Origin of the sequence: Marinilactibacillus sp. 15R, assembly GCF_001895285.1 — a bacterium.
Lineage (GTDB): Bacteria > Bacillota > Bacilli > Lactobacillales > Carnobacteriaceae_A > Marinilactibacillus > Marinilactibacillus piezotolerans.
In genome coordinates this window covers 2,120,532-2,147,023 of sequence record NZ_CP017761.1, presented here as the reverse complement: position 1 = coordinate 2,147,023, position 26,492 = coordinate 2,120,532, and the positions used below count along the sequence as shown (strand labels likewise).

General features: G+C 34.9%; 24 protein-coding genes. 17 read left to right on the top strand and 7 right to left on the bottom strand.

Features of this window, described 5'->3' with window-relative positions:
• Positions 1 to 39 precede the first annotated feature (39 nt).
• The 5 genes from BKP56_RS10660 to BKP56_RS10645 all read left to right on the top strand — a co-directional run bounded on the left by BKP56_RS10660 (position 40) and on the right by BKP56_RS10645 (position 3,498).
• Entirely contained in the window at positions 40 to 717 is a 678-nt protein-coding gene (locus tag BKP56_RS10660; protein ID WP_072695058.1) for a response regulator transcription factor, read from the top strand.
• 133 nt (positions 718 to 850) lie between these two features.
• Positions 851 to 1,033, top strand: coding sequence for an ATP-binding cassette domain-containing protein (locus tag BKP56_RS14090; RefSeq protein ID WP_083540550.1), 183 nt, complete (start codon positions 851 to 853; stop codon positions 1,031 to 1,033).
• On the top strand, positions 1,030 to 1,770 hold the full coding sequence (locus BKP56_RS10655) for an ATP-binding cassette domain-containing protein (protein ID WP_083540549.1): 741 nt from the start codon (positions 1,030 to 1,032) through the stop codon (positions 1,768 to 1,770). Before BKP56_RS14090 ends, BKP56_RS10655 begins: the two co-directional genes overlap by 4 nt.
• On the top strand, positions 1,763 to 2,557 hold the full coding sequence (locus BKP56_RS10650) for a hypothetical protein (RefSeq protein WP_072695057.1): 795 nt from the start codon (positions 1,763 to 1,765) through the stop codon (positions 2,555 to 2,557). Before BKP56_RS10655 ends, BKP56_RS10650 begins: the two co-directional genes overlap by 8 nt.
• Before the next feature lie 44 nt (positions 2,558 to 2,601).
• On the top strand, positions 2,602 to 3,498 hold the full coding sequence (locus tag BKP56_RS10645) for a sensor histidine kinase (protein ID WP_072695056.1): 897 nt from the start codon (positions 2,602 to 2,604) through the stop codon (positions 3,496 to 3,498).
• A 46-nt stretch (positions 3,499 to 3,544) separates the two neighbouring features.
• On the opposite strand, the gene BKP56_RS10640 is transcribed toward BKP56_RS10645, so the two are convergent.
• Positions 3,545 to 4,567: a zinc-binding alcohol dehydrogenase family protein gene (locus BKP56_RS10640; RefSeq protein ID WP_083540548.1), complete on the bottom strand. Its 1,023-nt coding sequence runs from the start codon at positions 4,565 to 4,567 to the stop codon at positions 3,545 to 3,547.
• A gap of 113 nt (positions 4,568 to 4,680) precedes the next feature.
• Between BKP56_RS10640 and BKP56_RS10635 the strand changes: the two genes are divergently transcribed.
• Both BKP56_RS10635 and BKP56_RS10630 read left to right on the top strand, forming a co-directional pair.
• Positions 4,681 to 5,625 (top strand): aminopeptidase, encoded by a 945-nt coding sequence (locus tag BKP56_RS10635; protein ID WP_072695055.1) that lies wholly within the window; start codon positions 4,681 to 4,683, stop codon positions 5,623 to 5,625.
• A 78-nt stretch (positions 5,626 to 5,703) separates the two neighbouring features.
• Positions 5,704 to 6,387 carry a VanZ family protein gene (locus BKP56_RS10630; RefSeq protein WP_072695054.1) on the top strand — a complete coding sequence of 228 codons (684 nt, stop codon included), beginning with the start codon at positions 5,704 to 5,706 and terminating at the stop codon, positions 6,385 to 6,387.
• 114 nt (positions 6,388 to 6,501) lie between these two features.
• Here the strand turns inward: BKP56_RS10630 and BKP56_RS10625 are convergent, their stop codons facing one another.
• The 3 genes from BKP56_RS10625 to BKP56_RS10615 all read right to left on the bottom strand — a co-directional run bounded on the left by BKP56_RS10625 (position 6,502) and on the right by BKP56_RS10615 (position 9,891).
• Positions 6,502 to 7,248, bottom strand: coding sequence for an ATP-binding protein (locus BKP56_RS10625; RefSeq protein WP_072694861.1), 747 nt, complete (start codon positions 7,246 to 7,248; stop codon positions 6,502 to 6,504).
• A complete protein-coding gene (istA, locus tag BKP56_RS10620) occupies positions 7,241 to 8,800 on the bottom strand; it encodes an IS21 family transposase (protein ID WP_072694860.1) in 1,560 nt (519 codons plus the stop codon). Before istA ends, BKP56_RS10625 begins: the two co-directional genes overlap by 8 nt.
• Before the next feature lie 254 nt (positions 8,801 to 9,054).
• Positions 9,055 to 9,891: a DUF72 domain-containing protein gene (locus BKP56_RS10615; RefSeq protein ID WP_072695053.1), complete on the bottom strand. Its 837-nt coding sequence runs from the start codon at positions 9,889 to 9,891 to the stop codon at positions 9,055 to 9,057.
• A gap of 153 nt (positions 9,892 to 10,044) precedes the next feature.
• Between BKP56_RS10615 and BKP56_RS10610 the strand changes: the two genes are divergently transcribed.
• A complete protein-coding gene (locus tag BKP56_RS10610; RefSeq protein ID WP_072695052.1) occupies positions 10,045 to 10,791 on the top strand; it encodes a MurR/RpiR family transcriptional regulator in 747 nt (248 codons plus the stop codon).
• A gap of 63 nt (positions 10,792 to 10,854) precedes the next feature.
• Here BKP56_RS10610 and BKP56_RS10605 read toward each other — a convergent pair whose 3' ends face one another.
• The gene (locus BKP56_RS10605) at positions 10,855 to 12,183 is read right to left on the bottom strand and encodes a 6-phospho-alpha-glucosidase (protein WP_232226881.1); all 1,329 of its coding nucleotides are present in this window, start codon (positions 12,181 to 12,183) and stop codon (positions 10,855 to 10,857) included.
• The gene (locus tag BKP56_RS10600; protein WP_072695051.1) at positions 12,173 to 13,774 is read right to left on the bottom strand and encodes a PTS transporter subunit EIIC; all 1,602 of its coding nucleotides are present in this window, start codon (positions 13,772 to 13,774) and stop codon (positions 12,173 to 12,175) included. Before BKP56_RS10600 ends, BKP56_RS10605 begins: the two co-directional genes overlap by 11 nt.
• A gap of 187 nt (positions 13,775 to 13,961) precedes the next feature.
• Between BKP56_RS10600 and BKP56_RS10595 the strand changes: the two genes are divergently transcribed.
• On the top strand, positions 13,962 to 14,933 hold the full coding sequence (locus BKP56_RS10595; protein WP_072695050.1) for an aldo/keto reductase family protein: 972 nt from the start codon (positions 13,962 to 13,964) through the stop codon (positions 14,931 to 14,933).
• A gap of 111 nt (positions 14,934 to 15,044) precedes the next feature.
• On the opposite strand, the gene BKP56_RS10590 is transcribed toward BKP56_RS10595, so the two are convergent.
• Positions 15,045 to 15,686, bottom strand: a complete 642-nt coding sequence (locus tag BKP56_RS10590) for a pentapeptide repeat-containing protein (protein WP_072695049.1) — start codon at positions 15,684 to 15,686, stop codon at positions 15,045 to 15,047.
• Positions 15,687 to 15,836: 150 nt separating this feature from the next.
• Between BKP56_RS10590 and BKP56_RS10585 the strand changes: the two genes are divergently transcribed.
• From BKP56_RS10585 to cheB, 8 genes are all read left to right on the top strand, one after another.
• Positions 15,837 to 19,121 (top strand): DEAD/DEAH box helicase, encoded by a 3,285-nt coding sequence (locus BKP56_RS10585; protein WP_072695048.1) that lies wholly within the window; start codon positions 15,837 to 15,839, stop codon positions 19,119 to 19,121.
• Positions 19,122 to 19,207: 86 nt separating this feature from the next.
• Positions 19,208 to 19,537: a GRAM domain-containing protein gene (locus BKP56_RS10580; protein ID WP_072695047.1), complete on the top strand. Its 330-nt coding sequence runs from the start codon at positions 19,208 to 19,210 to the stop codon at positions 19,535 to 19,537.
• A gap of 121 nt (positions 19,538 to 19,658) precedes the next feature.
• Entirely contained in the window at positions 19,659 to 20,594 is a 936-nt protein-coding gene (gene miaA, locus BKP56_RS10575) for a tRNA (adenosine(37)-N6)-dimethylallyltransferase MiaA (RefSeq protein ID WP_072695046.1), read from the top strand.
• Positions 20,595 to 20,598: 4 nt separating this feature from the next.
• Entirely contained in the window at positions 20,599 to 21,831 is a 1,233-nt protein-coding gene (gene hflX, locus BKP56_RS10570; RefSeq protein ID WP_072695045.1) for a GTPase HflX, read from the top strand.
• A 335-nt stretch (positions 21,832 to 22,166) separates the two neighbouring features.
• On the top strand, positions 22,167 to 24,398 hold the full coding sequence (locus tag BKP56_RS10565; RefSeq protein ID WP_072695044.1) for a methyl-accepting chemotaxis protein: 2,232 nt from the start codon (positions 22,167 to 22,169) through the stop codon (positions 24,396 to 24,398).
• A gap of 51 nt (positions 24,399 to 24,449) precedes the next feature.
• On the top strand, positions 24,450 to 24,923 hold the full coding sequence (locus BKP56_RS10560) for a chemotaxis protein CheW (protein WP_072695043.1): 474 nt from the start codon (positions 24,450 to 24,452) through the stop codon (positions 24,921 to 24,923).
• A 35-nt stretch (positions 24,924 to 24,958) separates the two neighbouring features.
• The gene (locus tag BKP56_RS10555) at positions 24,959 to 25,441 is read left to right on the top strand and encodes a chemotaxis protein CheD (RefSeq protein ID WP_072695042.1); all 483 of its coding nucleotides are present in this window, start codon (positions 24,959 to 24,961) and stop codon (positions 25,439 to 25,441) included.
• A 39-nt stretch (positions 25,442 to 25,480) separates the two neighbouring features.
• Positions 25,481 to 26,488, top strand: a complete 1,008-nt coding sequence (gene cheB / locus BKP56_RS10550; RefSeq protein WP_072695041.1) for a chemotaxis-specific protein-glutamate methyltransferase CheB — start codon at positions 25,481 to 25,483, stop codon at positions 26,486 to 26,488.
• Positions 26,489 to 26,492: the final 4 nt, after the last annotated feature.

The following is a 26,492-nucleotide window of genomic DNA, read 5'->3' as shown; positions in this document are numbered from 1 at the left end:
AATAATTGCAGACATTATTAAATGAAATGAGTGGAAAAGATGAAAAAAATATTGATCGTGGAAGATGATAATGCTATTAATGAGTTGCTTTTTGATTTATTAAATGAAGAATACGAAGTAATACAAGCATATGCTGGTTCAGAAGCAAAGCGAATAACAGAAAAAGAAACATTTAATTTAGTTTTACTTGATTTGATGTTGCCGGGTATTTCTGGGGAGGACTTTATTAGAGAATTCCGTCGTAAATCTAGTGTACCCATAATTGTAATTACTGCTAAAGCTGAAATAAATGTACTAGCTAACGTACTTAGTTTAGGTGCTAATGATTATATTGCAAAACCTTTTAATACAATAGAAGTGAAAGCAAGAGTGAGTGCTCAATTGAGGGATCATATAGAGAACTCAGGTGAAGGTACTCTGTATCGGTTTGGACCGATTGAAATGGATGATGCGGCAAGAGTCGTAACGGTGAATCACTTAGCTGTATCTCTAACCCAAAAGGAATACGATTTACTGAAGTGTTTTTTAGAACATCCCAAAAAGGTATATACTAAAGCAAACTTGTTTGAATCCGTATGGCATGAACCATACTTCGGTGATGATAATACGATTTCTGTACATATTTCAAGGTTAAGATCAAAATTGAGTAGTCATAGTGGGGAAGAAATGATTGAAACAGTCTGGGGAGTAGGATTCAAATTAAAAAATCCGGATTAAGTGATTTTTGAATATTTAAGACTTTTGTAAGGTTTACTTCAGAATTTTGAAATAAGTGTGCTTTAATATAAAAATTATCAAGAAATAAAAGTATAAGAACAAAAGATTTTAATAATTCATAAGGAGTGACAAAATGGAAAATCTAATAGAAACTATAGATTTGACTAAACGCTATAGTAAAGCAGTTGCACTGGATAGCGTTTCTATTCACGTCAGGCAAGGGGAAATATATGGTCTAATTGGCAAAAATGGTGCCGGTAAATCAACTTTATTCAAAACGATGATGGGCTTAGCACCAAAGTCTTCTGGGGAGTGAAGTTATTTGGAGATAGTTCAAACAGTGGACTGAATACAGCTCACCAGAGAATGGGATTTATGATGGGAGCACATTTTTTCCCCTATCTCTCTGCAAGGGAAAATCTTGAATATTTTAGAAAATTAAAAGGAATACCTGATAAAAACGAAGTAGAACGGGTATTAAAACTTGTTGAAATGGATAAAGTTAAGAAAAAATTCAAATCTTTTTCTATGGGGATGAAACAACGTGTAAGTATCGCTAATGCTCTGATGGGTTATCCAGACATAGTAGTACTTGATGAGCCGATTAATGGGTTGGATCCTCAAGGGATTGCTGATTTCCGTCATTTGGTACAAAAGCTTAATAAGGAGAATAAGACCACTTTTGTTGTTTCTTCTCATATATTAGGTGAATTAGGCATGATGGCGACTCGTTTTGGATTTATTCATAATGGGCAGTTAATTGAAGAGATTGATCGGGAAGTCATTCGAAATAAAACAAAAGAGCAAGTTATTGTTAAAGTAAGTGATGTTGAAAAAGCTGCTTACTTATTAGAAGAAAATTTTGAATCTATCGAGTATACAATTAATGGCGATAAAGAAGTAGTTATTTTGAAGATGACAGACCGGACTGCTGATATCGCGTCTTTATTTGTTACCAATGGTTTGAGTCTTTTTAAATTAGATACTCAGGAAATATCGATTGAAGATTATTATCTAAATCTTATCGCAGAAGGAGGAGTGAAAAATGTTTAATTATATCAAAGCAGATCTATATAGACTCTTCCACAAAAAATCAAATTATATATTTTACAGTATTGTATTCACTTTGTTTATAGCAGTTGTCATCATTGCTAGAACAAGCGTAGAAGGAGAACTATCTTTTGCAGAGGGCTATTTGCAGCTTGGAATTATTTTACTCACACAGTTCTTCCCCTTAGTATTTGGTCTACAAGCATATGTTGCGGTCTTTACAAATGATTTATCTGCCAATACCTATCAGAACATTTTTACTAATGGAATCTCTAAAGTAGAATTTGTCATTGGTAAAGCCATTACAATGATCATTTATTTATTAACAACGTTTTTATCCGGAGCAGTTCTTTATTCACTAATATATGTTATTTTATTAATGACAGAAGACGGTCCAATTGATTTTGAAAGTTTCGGGAATTTAGCAGTCGTTAGTATAACTATTTTTCTAGGAATGCTGGGATATGCAGCTGTAGCGAATATATTGGCATACTTTTCCCAAAATAGTACGATTTCAATTATTACGATGGGTGCTCTAGTGTCAGGAGTTATTCTTCAACTATTTAACTTAGTCTCATTGTTCACTGATAAGATTGAATTCTTAAGAGAATATACTTTGTCTTATCATATGAATGAAGCGTCAAATCAAATGATGGGTTCAATAATAGGAGGAGAAACTGCTTATTCAGCTTCTTTTCAAGCTTGGGGAGTGGCCCTGATCTATCTAGTTATTGCGAGCATTATAGGAATTATTGTTTTAAATAAAATTGAGACCAAAGAAGGAAAATAATTCATAAACAGAGTCTGTCAACTTAGGGGAATGGTGGAAGTGAAATGATCTGGATCGTAATACTCAGTTTGCTCGTTAATATAGTACTCCTTCTAAAATTATATCAAGATCAGAAAGTAAAAAGGAATCTTGTAAAACAACTTGAATGGATTATCGATAAGAATGCATTAGCTAAAATCAAGCATTCTGGTTCTTCTAAATCGCATGATGATCTGGTGAATGAAATTAACCGAATGATTGAAAAAATAAGTGAGATAAGCATAGAATCTGAAGAGATTGTTCAACAAAATCGACGAATGGTTTCTTCAATTTCTCATGATTTTAGAACTCCCTTGACCTCAATGCTAGGATACGTTCAGATTCTACAGAATGATTCAAATTCTTTGAAAGAAAAAAAATACCTTAAAATCATTGAAGAGAGAACTAAAATCCTTAGAGACTTAATTGAAGAATTTTACAGTTTGAGTTTACTGGAATCAAACGAATATGAACTGAATGTAGAGTCCGCAAATCCAATAATCTTGGTTCAAGAACAGGTTGCTATGTATTATTCAGAATTAGAAGATAGTTTTGATCATATATCTATTCAGTTAATAGAAGAAGATATAAAACTTTTGACTAGTCCTCTTGATTTTAATCGTTTAATTGGAAATTTATTAAAGAATGCTTATACTCATGGAATAAAGAGATTTGCTCTATATAATGAAATGAGCGAAATTTCATTAATATTCTATTTAGAAAATGAAGTAAAGGATACAAATACAATTGAGGTTGAACGCCTATTTGAGCGCCTCTACAAAGAGGATAAAACTAGAGCGATTGGATCTACTGGGCTAGGATTATCCATTGCTCAGAAAATAGCTGAAGCACTCGGATATAAGCTTGAAGCTTCACTTAAAGAATCTATGATACAGTTTAAATTAACCATTCCGCTTAAATAATTAATAGAAAAATACGAGCTACTTTTTTTGAAGTAGCTCGTATTTTTTATCTTTTATTTTCAAGTACGATCTTACCGTTTGTATGACCAGTCATTAATTGTTCATATGCTTTTTTCAGGGTTTCTGAATTCATGGCATCAAAGCGATGATTAATTGTTGTTTTTAATTTACCTGCTTCAATATTTTCTTTTAATTCAGTGAGATATTTATGCTGCTTAATCCAATCTTGGGCTTCATAAACGGATCTAGTATACATTAATTCATAGCTGAATGTTACGCTTTTAGAAAAGAAAGACATAGGCAGCGGCGTTCTTAATGGTAAGATTGAACAGACATGACCTTGTGGACTGACGATTTTACCGACTTCTTTTATATTATCGTCAGCATTAGAAGCTAAGAAAACATAATCAACAGTCTGAATGCCTAGTTCTTTTAACTGTGGTTTAAAAGCTTCTTTATGGTTAATGATCTTTTCAATTCCCAGTGAGGTAAGATGATCTCTAGATTCTTTTCTTGAAGCAGTACCGATGACATGAATACCATCATTTAAAGCAATCTGTGTTGCGATAGAGCCAACACCTCCAGCTGCACCGATAATCAACAAGGTAGAAGGATCATCACTATTTTTCAAAATATTTAAACGATCATAAAAGGTCTCATATGCTGTAAGAGCAGTTAACGGAAGGGCAGCTGCCTCAGCAAAATCCAAATTGTCTGGTTTTAATGCAACCATTCTTTCATCAATCACATGATAATCAGCTTGAGCCCCTTGAATGTTGCTGGATCCGGGATAAAACACTTCATCTCCAACTTTGAAGAGTTCTACTTGATCTCCAACCTCTTTTACGATTCCTGCTACATCTCGGCCTAAAATAGTGAATGAATCATCCTCTTCTTTTTTCATTTGCCAAGTAGCTACATCAGTAGGGTTTAAAGCGACCGCTTTTACTTCAACTAAGAGTTGTTTTGCTGAAGGAGTCGGTTTATTGATTTTCTTTTTTTCAAAGTTAGGGGATTTACTTTTATCTCCGGGATTAGTAAATCCGTAAGCTGTCATTTGATCAGACAAAATTATCTTCCTTTCTTCAATATATTATCTTTAGTTTACACCTTTAAAAAAGCGAGAACAATGAATATGTGATAGAATAAAAAAAGACTGATTATTACAAAGGATGGTTAATTTTGACAGAATATATTGAAAATGCCCAAAAAGTCTTTGAGAATAACTTTAACTTGCAACCACAGGAGTCTGTAGTGATTGTAACGGATGACAGTATGAAAGAAATTGCACAACATTTCTACGAAGCTGCTGTTGTCAAAGGCAATGAAACGATCATGGTTCAGTTTCCAGCTACATATAAAAGTGGCGAAGAACCTCCTGTACTGATTGCTAAAGTATTAAAAGAAGCTGATGTAGCTTTATGTATAACTTCTGCTAGTTTGACTCATACTAAAGCAAAAAAAGAAGCCGCAGTTACTGGGACTCGTATTGGAACGATGCCTGGCATTACTTTAGATATGCTGAAAAAAGGTGCGATAGAAGCTGATCCGTCAGATGTTGAAAGTTTAACGGATAAGTTTGCCTCTTTACTAGAATCTGGATCTGAAGTTATTATAGAAAAGGATGGAGAATCCTTAACTTTTGATATAAAAAACAGAAAAGGCATATCCAGTACTGGTATTTTCAGAGAAAAGGGAGAAGGTGGAAACATTCCATCAGGGGAAGCTTATATCGCACCTATTGAAACTTCTGCAAATGGATCGATTATAGTAGATGGATCAATTGCGCAATTAGGAAAAGTTTCTGAACCAATTAAATTAGATTTGAAAGATGGCCGCTTAGTCAAGGCCGAAGGAAAACAAGGCGAAGCTTTATTAGCTCTTCTAGGAGATGAAAAAGGACGTATAATTGCAGAATTTGGAATAGGGACCAATCCAGCAGCTAGAATTACTGGTATTGTTCTAGAAGATGAAAAAGTATATGGAACAATCCATATTGCATTTGGAAGTAACAAACCATTTGGAGGAGAAACAGAAGCAGGGATTCACATTGATTGTGTGGTAAAGAGTCCGACGGTCTGGTTAGATGGTAAAAAAATAATGATGAACGGTAAAGTGGTCGAGTAAACAAATTTAACTCGCAAAAAAATCTAGAATAGAGTATGATGTAAAAATATCATGTTTTAAAAGAAAGAGGAAAAGCCAATGAAAAGAACCACTCATTCAAAATATCCCGGGATTTTTGCTTGGCTTACGGTGTTGGTATGGATGGCTATCATTTTTTGGTTTTCTTCACAACCGGCAAGTGAGTCTGCTCAGTTAAGTTTTGGAGCAATGGAAGTAGGGAGTCAAGTTGTTAATCATTGGAGAATTGTAGGTGCAATTTTATTTGTGCTGTTTTTCAATGTATTTTTAATCTGGTTAAAGCAAAGAACTATGCCATTATGGGGTAAAATCGTTATTTCTGTATTGTTTCTTTTGTTTTGTGGACTTACAGTCTATTTTTTACTCACTATTGTCAGACCACGGTTAGGAATTAATAACCTTAGAGAAATGAATTATTATGTCTTGCATAATTTCATTAGAAAAAACGCTCACTTCTTTATTTATTTACTTTTTGGAGTATTGGTAAAAAATGCCTTGTCCACTTCAAATATTAAAGGAATTAAAGCTATTTTAATTGCGTTGCTCATTTGTGCAGCATATGCAGCCTCCGATGAATTTCATCAGAGTTTCGTGCCAGGAAGAACTTCTTTGATTTCTGATATTTTTATAGATTCTTCAGGCTCTTTTGTAGGTATTCTCTTATACTCCATACTTGACTGGATTTCAGGAAAAAGAAGTATCTGGCAAGCATTCTGGAATATCATGATTATTACGCGCTTATAGACCCGCCTATTCGCAAGAATGAGTCTCTCAATATCCATTACAAGTCCACTTGTTCGTGCTTAGAGTCCACTAAATAGCCACGCTCGGTGAAAGCGTGGCTTGTTGTGACAGGATTTAGTTAGTACTTGCTTTAGCTAACTGTTCTCGCATATTTAATTGACCTGTATCAAACCATACGGCATTATGCACGATTCTATCCATAATGGCGTCCGCATGAACACCGCCTCCTAATCTTTTATGCCAATCTGACTTTCTAAATTGTGTACAATAGATGGTGGAGCCGGAGTCGTAGCGACGTTCAATGATTTCGAAGAGAAATTTCAGGTCATCTTCTGATAAATCATCTAGTAGCCATTCATCAATAACTAGCAGGCTATAATTTGAGAATTTTGTGATGAGGTTGGTTACACCTTTAGGTTTAAGTGTCGCTTCGTCTCGCTCTATTAATAAGTCAGGCAAACGAATATAGCGTGTTCGAATTTCTCGTTTACACGCTTCTCGTCCTAAAGCGCAGGCTAAATAGGTCTTTCCTGACCCAGTGAAGCCCTGAAAAATAATGTTTCTTCGGTGATTGATATAGCTGCAGGTGGCTAATTCATTAAGTGTCTGACGATCAATATCTCGTTTGTCATAATGAATAGCAGAAACAGTTGCGTTTTGAATACGAAATTTGGATCGTTTAATTAATCCATTCACCCGTTTATTGTATTTCTCTTGATATAGATGGTCAGTACCCAGTTGAAGTCGTTCATCAAAAGACAGTTGTCGTGTATCATTGTCCATCTCTTGAATTTCTAAAGCGTCTACTAATTCACTTAAATCCATTTGACGTAATTTTCTAATCGTTTCGTTATCAATCATTCTTATCGCCTCCATAATAGTCTGATCCTCTCACGAATCCCATGGATTCTTTATAGTTGGTCTCTGCATGTTCAATCGCTTCATTATTAACAGGATTCGTTAATATTGCCTTTAGTTGACGGTATCTTGGGGAATGGACACGTTCTAAAGCTATTTGACAAGCCTTCTCTAAAGAAGCATTTGAATACTTCTTCGATAAATTGAGAACAGATAAGCACGATTGATATCCTTGTTCTTTGAGTGGTAGGTTTTCAAAGATACGCTGAATCACTTTATGGGTGAAAGGTCCAATTTTTTGTGCCCAATTTAATAGTCGTTGGTCATTCCATTCGAGTTGATTAAATTGATCTGGTAGATGTTCTGGCAAGGTTGAAAAGTTATATTCTTTATATGATGGGAATCGTTTGTGAGTCGCAATTCGTTCATTTTGATAATAAATTTCAAGAAAGTTATCTGTTACTTTTAAATCAACGCTCTTTTTGACATATTGATAGGGACAAGAGTAATTATTCTTTTGATACGTAATATGACAATCCAGTTTTACTTTTCTTCCGTAAACCCATTCTGATATTTCGTATGGAACAGAAGGCAAGGCACGCAAAAATTCCTGTTCTGACTCTTTAAAAACAAGCGAACGACTGCCTTCACGCTTTTGAAATTCTTTATTATTATAAATTTCCAATTTCTCACGAACAGCTAATTTTAGTTCTCCCATTGTTGTATATATTTCATTTCTTAATGAAGCAATAACTGCCGTTGCAATTTTACCAACCGCTCCTTCAACCGCTGCTTTCTGTTTAGGTTTTCTTACCTGAGCAGGCATAATGGCCATAACATAATGGTTTGCGAGAGCTTCATATTGTTCGTTTAAAACGATGTCACCCTCTTTGGGGTGAGTTATTACACCGGTCTTCAAATTGTCGCATATTAAACGAATTGTGGTACCGTCAAAATAGGTGAACATATTTATATGGCAACGTAGCCAGGTATCACTTTTCATATCAAGCGTTGGTTCCACATAAGTGTATTGACTATAAGGAAGAGCTCCTACAAACAGATAGACAGTGGTTATTTCACCTGTGTCTGGATTTAATAAACTCATGGTTGAACCACTCCAGTCAACTTGAATTGAGACGCCAGGTTTATGTTTCAAATGATTCGTTAAGCGATATTGATCAATGTGCTTTTGATAATCTTCGCAAAACTTAGTATATCCAACTGCAATACCGTGGGTATTCTTACACTTATCCACGTACTCTTGCCATAAGAGCTTAAGGGTCACACCTACACCTTGAAGTTCCTTATGGACTTTTTCGTAGTCAGGAAGTGTGTATAAAACTTCTGACTGATGTCGTTCAGGGAAGAATTTTCGATACACCTCATTTTCAGATAGCTCTTTTATATCTTCGTAGGAGAGATTAAATCGATCTGCTCGTTGGAAGACATCACTAACTGAACTACGTCCTACTTTCTGTGTTTTAGCAATCATGTTTCGAGAAAAACCTTGATCTCGATACTGCATCACTAACTTCACTGGAATCTTTCTGGCCATAAAAATAGCCTCCTTCATGTATTTTTTAGAAGTTTTACCTTCTAAAATTACTATACATAAAAGAGACTAGTAAGTGGACTTGATGTGCGAATTGATTGCCTTGAAGTGCAAATTCGAGCAGATAACAGAGGAGGACTTGATTCGTGAATTGGTGGACTCGGATTGGATATTGATGGACCTGTGAGCGCGAAATAATCAATCAAGACAAAGTAAATTAATAGACGCAATAGACTATTCTGTCTGTTGCGTCTATTTTAAAATAGATCTAATTGTCTAGGGGAAAGATTATTAAATGTTATCCCTAAAATTTCTTGTAAAGACAAAGCATTAGAAGCGGCGTGTCCCCCAGAATTGTTGTTGAAAATTATACAAACTTCATGGGAGGTTTTTTCCAAAGATTTGGCAGTCTTCGAGAAATCTACTAGTTCTTCTTTATCATAATTATAAAGAGTTCTTTCTGATCGCCAATCTTTAATATCTTCGCCTAGCCAACCTCCATAGTTACGTCCATGCAATCGATATATAGATAGAGAGTCATTCGTTGAAACAGGAATGGTTGGAACGCTGTTGTTGGGTGTTTGCGGCTGGTCAACGATTACATTAATAAAATTTAACTGTCTTAAAAATTCCAGTGTTTTATTTTTATTCTGTTCGGTAAACCAGCTTTGACTTCTGAATTCTATTGCTACAGGTAAGTCATGCATGAGTTTGCGGACACGCCTCAAATAAGTAACATTTTGTTTTGTACAGTCAAAATAAGGAGGAAACTGAAATAAAAAGGCTTTAATCTTGTTTTCTTTTAGCATTGGAGCGAAAGTTTGATTAAATACTTCAAACATTTGATCAATGCTCGAAAATTCTTCTACCCACTCTTTATGTTGAGTCATAGCCTTATAGGCTTTTGGAATAAATTGAAAAGTATCGGGTGTTTTCTCAATCCAAGAAGAGATATTTTTTTGAGGAGGAATAGCATAAAAGCTAGTATCTAATTCAACAACAGGAAAATAACTCGAGTAGTTTTCCAATTTTCTGGATTTTTCAAGTGTAATCAGAGGATGATCACTCCAGCCCGTTAAACCTATTGTATTCATATAAAAACCTTCTTTCCGCTATTTATTAGTTAGATATATTTTAACATGGTCGGTTCATTACTTCGAATAAAATTTACTTTTCAGAAAATAGTAATAATTATCCATTAACAATTCTGATATACTATATAAACAATGTGTAAAGGAGTGAGACCTTTGTATTTCTATGAATGTCTAAAAGAAAATCGAACTCAATTGAATCGGACAGAAGAAGAAATATTAAATTATCTAATCGATGAAAAAAAGCATGTTGAAGAGTGGACGATCAGAGATGTTGCAAACCGATTTTATACTGTCCCTAATACAATTGTGAGAATGTGTCAGAAACTTGGTTTTAAAGGATATACTCAGTTCAAAGAAGAATTGAAAAAGACTTTAGAAGCAGAAGAAACTATACTTAATATGACGGATCTAGATGACAAAGTTATCAAAACTAAACAACTCTTGAATAAGGAAGTTTTAGAAGAAATTATTAGTAAAATTTATGATGCTGATAATATTCTTTTTTTCGCGGTTGGACTTTCTAGATTTCCAGCGGAGGAACTTAGTGAGCGATTAAAAATTTTAGGTAAGAAAAGCCAAACTTTCATTGATCCGCATTTGATGAAGCATAATGCAAAGCAAATGGGACGTAAAGACGTAGGAATTGCGATCAGTCTCAGTGGATCAGAAAATTCAAACGTATTTGCAGCAACCAACCGTGCTAATATTGCCGGAGCTAAAACAATCAGTCTCACGGGATTCTCAAGCAATGCTTTGTCAAAAATAACAGACTATCAGCTATATGCTTACAGCACAGAGATTAAGATAGAAGGAATTGATGCATCTGACCGATTCGGGTTACATTATTTAGTGAACAAACTTTTCAATGATTATTTGAAAAAGTATCAAGTATCAGACTAAAAGAATAAAAAAAGCATCGAACCTTAATCCTGAGAGGAGGTTCGATGCTCTTTGTTTAAAATACTATTTTAATTCTGGCCAGTATTCTTTATTAGCTTCAATTAGAGCATCAAGTAGTTTGCGTGCTTTTTTAGCATCTACCACTGTACGATTCATTGTCAAGGCTTGTAAAGCTTTAGTATAGGATTCTTCCATATAAGCCTCTACCGTCAGTTTTTCATACGCATGCTGAGACTCAATCAATCCTTTATAGAATGTATCAATTTTACCGACCGCATATGGATGAGGACCATTTGCTCCAAGGGAAGCTGCTACTTCAACCATACTGTCATCTGGTAAATTTGAAACAATCCCGTTGTTTCTTACCATAACTACATATGTTTTTCTAAGGTTGTGTGCAATAGAGGCTGCTACTTCAACCATCATATCTCCATGGGCATCATTATGAACAACAGAAGAATCTTTGGCTGTACCATTCTCCACAATTCTTCTACATTCATTAAATACTTTAGTCTCGCGACCTTCACGAACTTCATCTGTTCTAGTACGATTAGGATCCATTTTAGATAACTTGTATTCTGGATACAGATAATATTGAAGATAAGTGTTTGGTAAATATTCCGGGAAGTCTCTTAACATATCTTCAACCATTGCATAAGTGTCTAACCAGGATTGATCTCTCTGCTCGGCATCAACTGGTCTGAAACCGCCATTTAAAATAACATCTTTAATTTCCGGCATTCTGTCTTTCCCGGTTTGATCATAAAGGTGAGTAAACCAGCCATAATGATTTAATCCGAAATAGACCGGTTCAAAGTCATTAGCATCAAAGTCAATCAAGCTTGCGAATGAACGTAATAGGTTAACCGGTTGATCACAGATATTCAAAACTTTATCTTCTTTAGGGAATATTTTATCTAAAGCCAAAGCCACAATCGCTGCTGGATTCGTGTAGTTTAATATCCAGGCGTCGGGGGAGAATCTGCGTACGCTTTTCACCATTTTCTCCATGTCTCTAATAGAACGAAGACCATAAGCAAAGCCGCCAGGCCCACATGTTTCCTGTCCAATTACTCCATGTTGTAAAGGGATTTTTTCATCTTTATCACGCATTTCAAAACCACCAGTACGCATCTGGCAGAATACGAAATCTACGTCTGTATAAGCTTCTTTTTCATCAGTTGTGTAAGATACCTTAACATCAGGTGCTTCTTCCTTGAATAAGATTTTAGCGAACTCACCAATGACTTTCTGACGCTCTTCATCAATATCATATAAAGTGATTTTTTCTAGAGGGAATTGTTTTAAATGAGTCGTCATTGCTTTCAGAATTCCGGGAGTCCAGGTAGAACCTCCACCTACTAATACAATTTTACTTTTTTTATTCATCATGATAATGTGCTGCTCCTTTCACTTGTGGTGCGATTTTTTCAACTTTTGGTCCATATATCACTTGATAGTTTGTTTCATCCAATTTCAGCGTTCCTGCTGCACCTGTTTTTTTCAATGCCTCTTCATCAACGATTGAGGTATTTCCAAGAACTAAGCGAAGTCTGGTAAAGCAGTTATCAATACTCTTGATATTTTGACTTCCGCCTAATGCATTTACAATAGTCGTTCCTAAATCTCCAGAAGGAGTAGATCTGTCGGTTGTCTCATTGGGTACTTCATCGTCGTCTAATTCTCGACCTGGAGTCAGAACATGACGTTTTTCAATGACTGTCTTGAATACGAAATAGTAGATTGGGGCATAAAATAACCCTACGATTACTGCCCAGTACCAGTTGGTGGCTGTTCCTTGAAGAATTCCAAATACAGCCAAGTCAATGACTCCCCCTTGAACATTACCGATGACAACTCCGAATGCATCCATCAGCATGAAACTCAAACCAGCCATAAAAGCATGGAAGATATATAAAATGGGGGATACAAAGATGAATGAAAACTCGATTGGTTCAGTAATTCCAGTTGTAAAACTAGCAAGACCAGAAGCGGACATTAGTCCTTTTACTTCTTGTTTTTTCTCTTTTAAAGCTGTTTTGACCATAGCGAATGCAGCTGCTGGTAATCCAAATACCATAAATGGAATTTTGCCTTGCGCTAAGAAGCGGGTTGCTTCAGCCATAACCCCCATATCCGGGGAATCTTGTGCTAAAGATGTGTTGAATATATTTAATGCACCCACTACTTGTTCACCATCTATTTCAGCAATTCCACCAATTGGGGTAAAGCGTACAATCTGATTTAGAATATGATGTAATCCCGTAGGAACGAGTAATCTTTCTAAGAAGCCGAACAAGAATGTTCCGATTAGTCCAGCTTCAGCAATTAAATTACCGACACCTTCAATAGCAGTACCGAAATATGGCCATACAAAGTACATCAGTAAAGCCAAGAAGGGAACCGTTCCTGTTGTAATAATCGGGACAAATCTTTTACCACCAAAGAAACTAATGGCAGTAGGAAGATCAATAGTGTGAAAACGATTGTGCAGGAATGAAACCAATAACCCTGTAATGATTCCGCCAAAGACATTCATTCTTAAAGTGAATATTCCTAAAACAGATTCATATTGAGAAGCAGCTTGTGTAGCAGCTAGTTCATTCATCCCCGAGTCCATTAATGCTTCTACCGAGTAGGTTGCTGCAGTAATATCGTTGACACTTAATAAATACTGAATCGTAACATGAAATAAAATAAATCCTATAACTCCTGAAAAAGCTGCAGTTGTTTTTTCTTTCTTAGCAAGACCGAAAGAAATTGCTACTGCAAATAAGATAGGCAGATTTCCAAATATTGCCCCAGCCAATGCACGGACAATACCGATGAAATGCTGCACAACAGTAAAGGATACAAACGTTTCTCCTACGATATCCGGATTTTGAAGCACGGAACTAATACCAAGAAAAATCCCAGCTGCAGCAATCAATGAAATAGGTGTCATTAATGCTTTACCAAGACGCTGCCAAAAATCTTTTGACATGATAATTCCTCCTTTATTTTTTATAAACCTATTGTAAGGGTTTAAAATAAGCGTTTACAATAGGAACCTGCTTTGTACACTTCTATTTTCCTTGTACACAAAACAGTGTACAAAATAACTTTATATATTTTGATTTTTTGGATAAGGTCTGGCATGATAAAGATAGAATAAAAATGGAGGCGATACCATGGAGTATAGACAACTTGGAAAAAGTGGGTTAAAAGTTTCAGAGATTGCTTTAGGCAGTTGGCTGACTTATGGAAAAACGGTAGAAGATACCACAGCAGAAGATTGTATTAGATTAGCTTATGAGAAAGGGATCAATTTTTTTGATACAGCGAATGTGTATGAACAAGGACAAGCGGAAAAAGTACTGGGTAAAGTTTTAAAAGAATATGATAGAGATAAGGTTGTAGTCGCTACTAAAGTATATTTCCCGATGGGTGACTGTCCAAATGATAGAGGATTGTCAAGAAAGCATATTATCGAACAGTGCGATAGAAGTTTACAGCGACTCGGAATGGACTATGTGGATCTTTATCAATGTCATCGTTTTGACTCAAGTGTTCCTTTAGAAGAGACAATTATGGCGTTGGAAGATTTAATTAAACAAGGGAAAGTACTCTACACCGGAGTAAGTGAATGGTCTGCAGCTCAAATTGAAAAAGCACAAGGGATCATTGAACGTAAAGACTACCATAAAATGATTTCTAATCAACCAGTCTATAATCTATTACAGCGTTATATTGAAAAAGAGGTTCTTCCAGTATCGGAATCACATGGTATGGGACAGATCGTATTTTCTCCATTAGCCCAAGGCGTTTTAACGGGTAAATATAAACCAAATGCTGATATTCCAAAAGATTCTAGAGCAGCAAACAAAGAAATTGGCAAGTTTGTTGACCGCTATATGGATAACGAAACACTGGAAGCTGTTCAAAAGCTTGATTCGATTGCAGATCAGCTTGATTTAAGCTTAGTTCAATTATCTCTAGCTTGGATATTACGTCAACCAGGTGTTTCTTCAGCTATCATCGGAGCCAGCAAACCTTCCCAAATAGAAGAGAATGTTCAAGCATCCGGCATTAAGCTATCGCAAGATGTACTGGATGAAATAGATAAGGTATTAGAAGAGATTGCACATGTCAGAGAAAGATAATTCTTTCGTAATAGTGTTGTCATTATAAACAATAACTAAGGCAATAGAGCCTAATAAAGTTAAATCAAATAAAAAGCAGGAACTCGTATTATTTCGAGTTCCTGCTTTTTGTCAGTCTTTAACTACTAAACCAAGCAATTGTAAGAATCCTAGAGCTTGATCCTGTGTCACAATGGCTCCTTTAATATTTTCTGTATCAACTATCATTCTTTCAAAGTTCGAGGTTCTAAGATCTACCCCCTCTAATGAAGTGTTTGAGAATCTGATCCCACTCATTTCACATTGATCAAAATAGATATTTTTAAAAGCATTTTCATAAAAATCACTTTCCTTAAGTTGAGTAGAAGAAAATAAAACGTTTTTATGCTTTGAATAAGCAAATCCGGCTAGATCCATCATACAATTCTTAAACTGAACATCTTCAAGAAAGCTGTCACCGAAAGAAGCCCCATTCATTCGGCATTGATGAAATTCAACACGTTTTAAGGCAGATTCGTTAATTTCCGCATTAATACATTGACAGTGATCAAATTTAACATCTTTAAGATAAGCATTTGGTACACTAAAATAATCAAAAATAATATTTTTAAAAACCAAATTTTTAAATTCAACATTTCGTATAGAATCAATACTAATAGTACAATCTTTTATAATTGCATTCTCAATAATAGGATCTTCTTCGTCCATAAGAGAATAAAAATCTTTTTCTAGCAAATTAGAAGAAATATTTGGGTCTATAACTTTCTTTTTCATAAATACTCCTTTAAATAGTTTATGTAAAGTAGTGTATCTCTTTCTTAATTCAGTTACAAGTTTGTTTAATGTTTGGTATAATGTATAGATGAACAATGCTTGGATCTAAAGAAATCTGAACTGTTTAAAACTGTTTAAAGGATGGCTTTCATGTTTAAAAAGCAATTTTTTCCCGAAACGACAATAAAAACTCTCGCTTCTAATACAAATGTGTACACAGAAGGTGCAACTTTATTTAAAAAGGAAGCAGCTAAACTGCTATCAGTTGATGATAAAGAAAACACGCTGACCTTTACTGTCAACGATCATAAGGCAGAACAAGTCCATTTGCGTTTTTATCCTAATGGGGTGGCTAAAAAGTATCATTGTACATGTATTCCTTTTGAAAAAAACTCTGGTGCCTGCAAGCACGTAGTGGCTAGTATGTTACAGGCAAATTTAATTCAGCAAACTGATTTAAAAAAGGTGAGCAAATCACAAAAATCTGCTACTGCTAAGGAACCAATGTTTTCTTATAAGAAAAGCGAAGAAGCACTTAGTCAACTTATCCAGATATCTAAGCAGGAGATCTCAAGACAAACGAACGATTATAAAAATCAATCATTAAAATTTGAATTTGTTTTAAATGTGAGTGGTACAGGATATGCTTATGCATATGATTTTTACATGAAAGTTGGGCTTGACCGACTTTATGTGGTGAAAAACGTTCCTTTTGTGATTTCAGAAATTCTTGAAGGCAGGACTTACGAATTTGGTAAGAATTTCACGTATGATCCTGAAAAACATGGTTTACATCCTTCGGACAGAAAAATGCTGGAAGTTTTATATGACTTGTACCAGCTTGTTAAATCGGCAACACCAGTTGGTTATGGACAATCTTATCAGAATAAGACAGAACTGGAAATCCCCGCAAGAAGTTTAAAGTTAGTTTTAAAAACATTAGAGAAGACTGATGGAGGATTCATCAGGTTCGGTCGACCTCCAAAACATTTGATGAGACTAAATGATTTGGATAAAGTAGTAATTACAGAGTCTTTTGAACGTTTTCCTTTAAAATTCAAGCTTGAGAAAAAGGAAAAACTTTACCATTTTTCGTTGGCAGATGAAGATATTGATGAACTAGAATTGAATTTTCATCGAGGCGCCAATATAGTTGAATGGAATCGAGAATTCTTTTTCCTGAGCTCTGAGCAATATAAATTACTCAGCAATCTGATGCAGGTCTTTAATAAAAATGAAAAAGCACCTCTAGTCATGCGTTCAAAAGATTTGACAGAATTTGCATCCACTGTTTTATCGCAATTGTCTTCATTCTTGGATATTGAAGTAGAAGATGCAGTCCAAGAAACGGTTTACAGACAAGACATGGTTGCTCAATGCTACATTGATACATTAAATGATCAGTTATTAGTTAGTCCAGTATTCAAATATGGAGAAATATCGATTTATCCTTTACAGGATCAACCGATGACTGAAGAGTTAGACAAAGTTATTATTAGACAGCTTATAAAAGAAAATCGCCTATTACGACTTGCCCATGAGAGTTTAAATACTGCAATAGTTGTAGATGGACATTGGGTACTTGATTCGTTAGATGAGTTAAGTGAGTTCTTGTATGAAAGCTTGCCTATGCTGGCAGAAGAATATGAGATTTTCATGTCGACGGATGCCAGACAGCTCATTTATGAGCCAAAATCAGCGCCTTCAATTTCAATAGAATTAAATAGGAATTCTAATCTATTAGATATTAATTTTGATGCTGAAGATATAGCTACAGATGATTTGAGAGAAATCATTAAGCAATTAAATAACAATAAACATTTTTATCGTTTATCGAATGGTAAAATTTTGAATTTAAAAGAAGAAAAATTTAAAGAACTGAATGATACGGTACAAAAAATGGATATTGAATCAGATGATATCAGTGAACAAATGACTGTTCCTGTATTCCAGGGCTTGACTGTATTAGAAGATTCAATCATCAAAAAAGGCAATAGATTCAAAAAACTTGCTCAACAGCTGCTAGAACCTCAAAAGCTTTCTTTTGATTTACCGGATACTTTGAACGCTTCGCTGAGACCTTATCAGGAAACAGGGTATAATTGGTTGAAATCTTTAGATTATTATGGGTTTGGTGGAGTTCTTGCTGATGATATGGGACTTGGAAAAACGCTGCAAACTATAGCGTTTCTACTGTCAAAATCGCAAGAAGTGGGAGGACAGTATCTGATTATTTGTCCTTCAAGCGTATTATACAATTGGCAGCATGAGTTTAAGAAGTTTGCACCGGAATTGCAGATAACCCTAATTTCAGGTTCTATTGAAGAGCGGGAAGCAGCGATCAAAGAAGCAGAAACGGATGAAAATTCTATACTAATCACGAGTTATCCGCTGATTCAAAGAGATTTTCTCTTATATAATAATTATAATTTCAAAACAATTGTTTTAGACGAATCCCAAAATGTCAAAAATAGTTCAGCTAAAACGACTCAAGCCGTACACCATCTAAAAGCAGAGACAAAATTTGCTCTTTCAGGTACGCCAATTGAAAATAACCTTGGTGAGCTTTGGTCTTTATTTGCTATTGTTCAACCTGGATTATTTAAAAATAGAAAAGCATATAAAAAAGCAACTCAAGCTAGAATCGCTGCAAAAATCCGTCCTTTTGTTTTAAGACGTTTGAAACGCGATGTTTTAAGCGATTTGCCTGCTAAAACAGAAACAACTGAATATATTGATTTATCTACAGAGCAGAAACGTATCTATCAGTCCCAGTTGACGTTGATTCGCGAAGAAGTCAAAGGAATGATCCAAGAAAATACTTTTGATAAAAACCGTATAAGAGTTTTAGCCGGTATGACAAGACTGAGACAAATCTGTTGTGACCCTGCTTTGATAATAGATGATTATGAAGGGACTTCTTCAAAACTTGAACGGCTGCTTGAATATTTAGAAGAAGCTAGAATGAATGGAAAAAGAGTTGTGTTGTTTTCACAATTTACTTCAATGTTAAGCATCATAAGAGAGAGATTGGATAGTCAGGAAGTTGACTATCACTATCTAGATGGACAAACAAAAAATGAAGATCGTCTTAAATTAACTACTCAGTTTAACATGGGAGAAAAGGATTTATTCTTGATTTCTCTTAAAGCTGGAGGTACGGGTCTGAATCTAACAGGTGGAGATACAGTGATTTTATATGATTCATGGTGGAATCCTGCAATCGAAGATCAAGCAGCTGACAGAGTTCATAGATATGGACAAAAAAATGCTGTTCAGGTTATTCGTTTAATTGCTACAGGTACGATAGAAGAGAGAATCAACGAACTTCAAGCAAAGAAACGTGAACTGATCGATACTGTTATCGAAACTGGAAATGAACAACCAATTTCAAGTCTTTCTAAAGAAGAAGTCCTTTCTTTACTCACGGAATAACATCAAAGTGTATTTAGTTGTATAAATAGGATGGAAGACTTAAAATGACGCTAACCAAAACTGAACCATTATAGAAGGTGTGTAAAATGAAAAATAAGCAATCTGCTTTAATATTACCGCCGGATGAGAAAGTCATTCTTGAAAAAAGAGCAAATTTCAAATATAAATGGTACAACTATATTGGCGGTAAAGTCGTATTAACGAATAAAGCCTTATACTTTAAGTCTCATAAACTTAATTTAAAAAAAGATACTACTCGTATAGTTTTAGAAAATATCCATGTATTGCGAAAAGGCAACTCATTAAAAGTCATCCCCAATCGAATGATCGTAGGAGACCGTGAAGGGAATGAGTATACTTTTGTTGTAACAAACAGGAATGAGTTCTACAATGCTGTAGAGGAACAATTGAAATAAGGCACCTTGAGCAGTGACTATAAAAAGTTGCTGCTTTTTGTCTACCACTTAAGCACCATGCTCAAGCACATGACGTATGGTATACTGATTAATAAGTTTTTATCGTTAGTGGAGGAATAATGTGAAAGAAAAAATAATCGTTATTGTCGGCCCTACAGCTGTCGGCAAGACAAGTTTGAGCTTATCATTGGCAAAAAAATATGATGGAGAAATTATCAGCGGAGATTCGATGCAGATTTATAAAGGTTTAGACATTGGGACTGCAAAGGTTACTAGGGAAGAAAGAAAAGAAGTCATACACTATCTGGTAGATGAGATCAGTCCAAATGAAAATTATGCTGTTTCTGATTTTAAAACTAAAGCAAAAAATCTAATCGAAGATATAACTGCTAGAGGCAAAGTTCCTATTATTGTAGGTGGGACAGGTTTATATATAGAATCTCTTCTATATAATGTATCACATGGTGGTCAAGCAGAGCCGGATTTAACTTACCGTAAAGAATTAGAAACTTTTGCTGAGCAAAATGGGAAACAAAAACTGTGGGAAAGATTAGAGTCCATTGATCCTAAAGCTGCAGAATCTATTCATTGTAATAATTTGCGTAGAGTAATTCGAGCGCTTGAAGTATATAATTCTACTGGTCAATTATTCTCATCTTTACAGATGGAAAAAACGAATAAAGAAAAATTATATGATGCTTATGTTATAGGTCTAACAACAGATCGTGCACTTCTATATGAACGAATAAATCAGCGAGTAGATTTCATGTTTGATCAAGGGCTGATTAAAGAAGTTGAAAGCTTGTTAGCTACTGTTCCGTTAACAGCACAAAGTTTAAAAGGCATAGGCTATAAAGAATTAATTCCTTATTTTGAAAATTATATAAGTTTACAAGCAGCAACAGAACAGATTAAACAGAATTCGAGAAGATATGCCAAAAGACAGTTGACTTGGTTTAGGAACCGTATGGAAATTAGTAGCTGGTGGGATTTTGTTCAAGCACCGGAAAATCAAGAAAAATTAGAAGCTGAACTAGAAATTTTTTTAAGGATGTGAGTATTTGTTAAACGAAGAACATTATGAAAAGGTAGTCGTTGTCGGAATTCAAACAACAGAAACCGATAGTCAGTTTCGCTATTCTTTAGAAGAACTAAAGCAATTAGTTGAAAATGCTGGAGGAAAAGTAGTTGGAGAATTAACTCAGAAAAGAGAACGTCAAGACGCTAAAACAGTTGTTGGCAAAGGAAAACTTAATGAATTGAAACATTTAAGCGAAGAACTTGATGCAACGACAATTGTATTTAATCAAGAACTTTCACCAAGAAACGTCAGGAATATTCAAGAAGAGCTCGAAGCAAAAGTTATTGATCGAATTCAAGTGATTCTAGATATTTTTGCCTTGAGAGCACAAAGCAAGGAGGGGAGACTGCAGGTACAATTGGCTCAGCTCTCCTATCTTTTACCGAGATTAGCAGGTCAAGGTGTGAACATGTCGCGTTTAGGAGCTGGCATTGGGACCCGTGGACCAGGTGAGACAAAACTGGAGACTGATCGAAGACATATACAGAAACAAATGACTGATATTAGACATGAATTGAAGAAAACTGAAGCGCATAGAGAAAGAAGCAGAGAACAACGTAAACAAAGCAACGTTTTTCAGATTGGATTGATAGGATATACCAACGCAGGCAAGTCGACTATACTAAATGTCACTACTGAAACAGAGACTTTTGAAAAAAATCAACTATTTGCTACTTTAGATCCGTTAACTAGACAATTTGAATTACCTTCTGGCTTACAAGCTACCATGACTGACACAGTAGGATTTATTCAAGATCTACCAACTCAGCTGATCGAAGCATTTCAATCAACATTAGAAGAATCTAGAACGGTTGATCTATTACTTCACGTTGTAGATGCTTCGGAAGAAAATATAGCCGGTCATGAAGAGACAGTGCTTGAATTACTGAAAGAACTAAATATGGATAAAATCCCAAGACTAACTGTCTATAATAAAAAAGACTTAGTAAAAGGGAATTTTCAACCTAGTTTATATCCTAATGTAGTCATTTCAGCTAGAGATGAATCTGACGTTAAACGTTTGTTTGAAGCGATTGAAGAGAATATAAAAGAAGAAATGGTTCCTTATACTCTGGAAATCGAAAGTGCCCGTGGGGACTTATTGATTCAGTTAAGAAATGAAACGATTGTTGAAAGACAGTTATTTGATGAAGAAAAGCAAGTGTATTTTGTTGAAGGATATGCACGAAAAAATTCTAGGTGGAATAGATAAAAATAAATAATTTTTCATATAATCTTATCAAAGTGAGTAGAAGTCGTACTTGCATTGATAAGATTTTTTGCTTTGGGTGAAAATGCCTTATGACCATTAGATAATACGATTGATTAGGTCCTGCTAAATAAAGTAATAAATAACAAAAACAGTATAATAAATTATATTATAACTAAATTGTGTCAAGTAACTAAAAACCTATATTATTTTATTCTATTTAATGTATAAACTTTTATGGATACTTTCCGATAGTAAATAAAGTCGAAAAGGAACTCTTTATAGAGTAAAATATAAATTGGTGTGTATATCGCACTAAAAAGGAGCGCGTTAAGTTAATGGATAAAGTCAAGGAACAATGGGAAAATTTAAAAACGAATATAAGTAAAATTGATTGGTCAAAACTAAGACCATCCAAAAACAATTCAATCAAAAGAGGCCATAAAAGCGTTAAATGGCCCATAACCATACTGCTAACTATCGTCATGCTCGTACCTCTTTTGGCAGCTTTACTTTTCTCGTACATACAAACTACGAAAATTATGACTGAGCGAGTCGAAGCTCAAGAAGAACAGATTACTACAAATATTGTAAGTACAATCGATAGCGCTGCAACTGCGGCTGAAACAACAGTTGAAAAACTTGCAATGGATAGTATATTAAACCAGGTTTCATCTGGAACACCTGGAGCGGAATCACAGTTAAGCTCTAGATTACAATACATCTCATCTGGTAATCGATATATTTCAGATGCTTATTATATTCCTATAGGAGAAAATCAGGATATTGTTTCGACTAATACATTGAACGATAATGATTCTCTGAATGAACAACTACCTTGGCTAGAATCTGCATCACAGTCTAATGGAATTCAATGGTCAGAACCATACACATTAAATGGCAGCTCTAGAATTGCAGTATCAAGACCTTTATTTGGTGGTCAATCTGTTATTGGAGTACTTGCTGTTGATCTAGATTTTGAAACAATAAAAAAAGATGTAGAAGAAGCTAAAATTGCCAATACCGGATCTATTCAGATTTTTACGGAAGACGGAATAGTTCTTGCTTCTCCCGATACATCTATAATTGGTCAAAACCATAAAGAAAAATCTTACTTTCAGACTATTTTAAATGAAGAGAGCGATTCGGATACAGGACTCATTTATGATGAAGAAGCCAATGGCGGAGAGTTAGGTATTTATTATGAAAAGATTCCTAATTTAGGGATAACAGTGTTTGGGATGGTTGCTGAGAATGAAATGGATGAAGAAACAAGTGCAATTATAAAAACATTTATTACTATTACAGTGATTACGATTATAGTTGCAGCAGTTATTTCTTACTATGCTGCAGGAATCATTACGTCAATTGCAAATTCAATGATGAAAACGTTTGGTGAAGTTCGCCGAGGTAATTTAACCAATCGTTTAAGCTATAAAGAATTAGTGAATTTTAAAAATCCTTATGTATTTATAAAAAATAAATTATCGAAAAATAACGATGAAATTGTGTCAAGTAATACAGGTGAATCTGATTTAGATCCTAAAGGAAATGAAATTCATCAGATTGCCATAGCCTTCAATGAAACAATGGATACATTTGAAAGTACGATAGCAGTAATTCAAGGAAATAGTAAAAATGTGTCTGAAATGGCGGCTACACTAACAGAATTGTCTGATCAAACAAGTCGAGCAACTTCTGAAGTTGCGCAGACGATTAGCGGAGTTGCTGAAGCCACCAGTACTCAAACTGAAGATACTGAAGAAACAGCAAGTCAAATGAATGATCTATCTCAAGCGCTCAATGAGATCAATGATGCCGTTGGAACTATGGGAAGCCACGCTGACAATACAATGATACTAAATGGTAATAATATTTTTGCTACGCAAGATGTAGATCAGAACTGGAAAGAAACACTAGGTACCATGGATCAGTTAAAAGCTCAAATTGAAGAAGTTGATGGAGACATTCAAAATATCGAAGGAATTGTCAATGCAATTACCAATATCGCCAAGAAAACAAACTTACTGGCATTGAATGCTTCTATTGAAGCAGCTAGAGCTGGTGAAGCAGGTAGAGGATTCGCGGTAGTTGCAGAAGAAATTAGAAATTTAGCTGAACAAAGTGCACAGTCTTCAAAAGATATTCAAAATATTATCCATACTGTTCAAAATAAGTCGACAAATATGGTTAATCATCTAGAAGAAACCAGCGAAGGTAGTAAAGTGCAAACTGAAAAAATCAATGAAGCCTTATCTGCATCGGAAAGTGTTGCAAGCTCATTAGAACAACTGGTAGCAAGCATGATTATCGTTATTCAATCTTCTTCTGTCATTAATGAAAGAAAAGATGAGGTTGTCTCTCAATTGGAAAATATTGCAGCTTCTGCTGAAGAAAATTCAGCTGGAACAGAAGAAGTATCTGCTAATGCACAGGAAATTCTTGCTACAATGGAAGATTTCACTTCACATATCAATAACCTAGAAGAAGTAGCAAAAATATTAAAAACATCTGCTGAGCAATTTGAAATCAACCATAATCATGAAAACAATGCAGACCTCAAAGATTAAGGAAATCTGACTGCAGAGCTTGCTTAAAAGAACAGGAAAAGAGGAATGACCATGGATAAACATATTTTATTTCGTGTAGGAAATCAGATCTTTGCTATTCCAATATCCAGCACAGATCGTGTTGTTCACATTGAAAATCTAACTATTATACCTGATATGTCATCATATATTATTGGTGTAGAGGATATTGAAGGAACAATTACTCCACTGATTGATTTAGCTGAACGCTTTTTTGCCGAAAAAATTACAGACCTGAATAAAGCTGATACGATTATCGTTCATTGGAAAGAAGAAAAAATTGGATTGACTGTTAATGAAGTATTATCAGTTGAAACATACTATGAAAACCAAATCTCAGATAAAGAGGGTACAGAAAAAGCAGATGGTATTCCAACATCATACATTTCAGCATTTGTCCAAACAGATGATGGAATTGTTCCGATTCTAGATCCGCATCTATTATTTAATGCTGAACAAGCAAAAGAGTTAAGGGCATTACTTGAAATCGAACAAATTCAAAATTAATCATGGAAATTAGTCGAATAACGGAGGAAGAAGCCATGTCAGAACAAGTCAAGGTCGGGATATCAGATTATAAGATGTCAGAGCCACCTGACCATTTAGTGACGATTGGACTTGGTTCATGTGTTGGAATCGCATTATATGAACCCACTACTAAAGTCGGTGCACTTATTCATATCATGTTACCGGAAAGTAAAGGATTTAAAGATACCACTAAATGGGAAAAATTTGCTGACTTGGCAATTCCTAAAGTAGCTGAAAAAATGTATGAACAGACAGGTAAGAAGAAATTATTTGCAAAGATTGCTGGTGGTGCCAGCATGTTTTCTTTTGGTTCAAAACCAGATTCCATTCAGATCGGTAAAAGAAACATTATATCTGTAAAAGAAACCTTAAAAGAATTGGGTATACCTATCTTAGGAGATCATACCGGAGGAGAAATGGGAAGATCGATGTTTGTTGATCTAGAAACTTTCGAAGTCAAAGTGCGAATGGTAAATAGAGAATACCACATTTTATAAATAGAACTATTAATTTTTATCAGTAAAGGGAGCTGGAAGATGTCGGTAAAAGTAATGGTGATAGATGACTCGGCGCTGATGCGTAAAATTCTGAGTCATATGCTCCAGGAAATCGAAAAAGTAACTGTATATAAAGCTGTCAGAAGTGAGAAAGAAGCAGTTGCTGCTATTGAGAAAGAAGTGCCTGATCTTATTTTTGTTGACGCTCAAATCCCTAATCATGAAGGATTTAAACTTTTAAAGAAGATAAGTCATGAATATACTATACCAACAATAATGATTTGTTCACCAACCGATCAAAAAGAGATCACTCTACGAGCATTGGAATTAGGTGCGTTAGATTTTGTATTAAGCCCAAACGATATAAATAAAAATTGGAATTTATTCAAAGAAAAATTGGAAAGTAAGATTAAGATTCATTTTTCTAATCAGTTTTATTCAAAGCAGGTTGAACCAATGGTAAAAAAAGGAAAAAGCAAATTTCAGAAACCAGTGAAAGCAATAGTGATGGGGGCTTCAACTGGTGGGCCAAAAGCAATTATTGAAGTTATAAAGCATTTTCCACATTCTATTGGAATTCCTGTTTTTATCGTTCAACATATGCCTAAAGGCTTTACCGCTTCATTTGCTAATCGGTTGAATACTTTATGCAAACTGGAAGTAGTGGAAGCCAAAGATGGAGATAAAATTGTAAAAGATAAAATTTATCTCGCTCCAGGCGGAAAGCATATGGTTATAGAAGATCAGGTAATCAAATTGAACGATGATGATAAAATTCATGGAGTAAAACCTGCTGTAGATTATCTGTTCAATAGTGCAGCCAAAAAATATAAGAATCACTTAGTCGGTGTCGTGCTGACTGGCATGGGTTATGATGGAGCAATAGGTTGCCAATCGATAAAAGAAGAAAATGGATATGTTATTACTCAGGATCAGGAAACCTCAGTAATTTATGGCATGCCAAGAAACGTCGAAGAAAAAGGATTCTCAGACGAAGTCGCAAGTTTATTCGATATTGGTGAAATTTTAAAAAATATGATTGGATGATTAT